Annotated in this window: 1 protein-coding gene; it reads left to right on the top strand. The window is 42.3% G+C overall.

Annotated elements, in window-relative coordinates; all coding sequences use genetic code 11:
* Positions 1-93: 93 nt before the first annotated feature.
* Positions 94-1,235, top strand: a protein-coding gene (locus AB1K89_RS18225) for an IS3 family transposase (RefSeq protein WP_413056098.1) whose coding sequence is annotated in 2 segments (ribosomal slippage) — positions 94-367 and positions 367-1,235 — 1,143 coding nt in all. Because the reading frame shifts where the segments join, the coding sequence is not laid out codon by codon here.
* The last annotated feature ends 41 nt before the right edge of the window (positions 1,236-1,276 follow it).

Below are 1,276 nucleotides of genomic sequence, written 5' to 3'. Positions count from 1 at the left end.
GGCACTGACATAAGAAATTGAGACAAATAAAAACACCTTACGTTGAAAAACGGGTATTGACCCTTAATACAACAACGTGGAGGTGTTTTTTCTATGGGAACTAAAGTTAGTTATCCAGAAGAAGTTAAATTAAAGGCGATTAAAATGAGGTTAGCGGGTGTTCCTGTAAAAGAAGTTATGGAGGAACTGAGTATTCGAAACCGTACACAGCTGAAAACTTGGATGAAATGGTATCGGAATGGTGAATTACACCGTCTTGCACAACCGGTTGGAAAGCAATATGCCTTCGGCAAAGGGCCAGATTATGATAGTGAGACAGCTAGGTTGCAGTCTGAAAATCGGTATCTTAAACAACAGGTTGAAGTATTAAAAAAGTACGCGGAATTGGAAAGGAAGTGGCGCCAAAAGTTGTGATTCAGTTAGTGGAAGAATTAAGAGGAAATATGACTGTAGGAGAAATCTGTGGACACTTGGGCGTTAGTCGATCATCTTATTACCGCTGGAAAGCTCATGAAAAGAACGAGACGCCAAAGGAGGTGCGGGATCAGCAGATTGGAGAATTGTGTAAGAGACATAAATTCCGATATGGCTACCGGAAGATTGCCGAATTGTATCCTGGAGCCTGCGAGAAGACGGTACAACGTGTCATGCAGAAACATGGTTGGCAGTGCCGTGTAAAAGTGAAGAAACGGAAACGTACTGGGCAGCCTGCATATGTCGCACCGAATCTGTTGGCGAGGGATTTTACTGCGTCTAAACCCTTGGAAAAGCTAGTCACGGATATTACGTACTTGCCTTTCGGCCAATCCATGATGTATCTTTCAAGTATTCTTGATCTCTATAACGGGGAAATTGTGGCTCAGACTATTGGTTCCATTCAGGATACCGCTTTCGTTCTGGATACGTTGCATCAATTACCTGACTTGCCAGAAGGCTGTGTCTTGCATAGTGATCAAGGTTCGGTATATACATCATATGACTATCAAAAGGCAGTAAAAGAAAAGAGAATTACCATGAGCATGTCCCGTAAGGGCACACCCGCTGATAATTCTCCAATCGAAACGTTCCACTCCTCGCTAAAGTCGGAAACGTTTTACCTCGACGGAATCCATCGCACATCAAATGCACATGTGATTCAAATTGTCGAAGAATACATTACTTATTATAACAATATCCGCATCCAAACGAAATTAAACAGCCAATCGCCGGTACAATACCGACAACTGGCTGCTTAATAAGGTGTTTTTTACTTGTCTCAAAAAAGATAGTCAGTGCC

Source organism: Sporosarcina pasadenensis, from assembly GCF_047228845.1.
GTDB lineage: Bacteria > Bacillota > Bacilli > Bacillales_A > Planococcaceae > Sporosarcina.
Note: the sequence above shows the minus strand (reverse complement) of the source record. Positions and strands in the feature narration are given on the sequence as shown.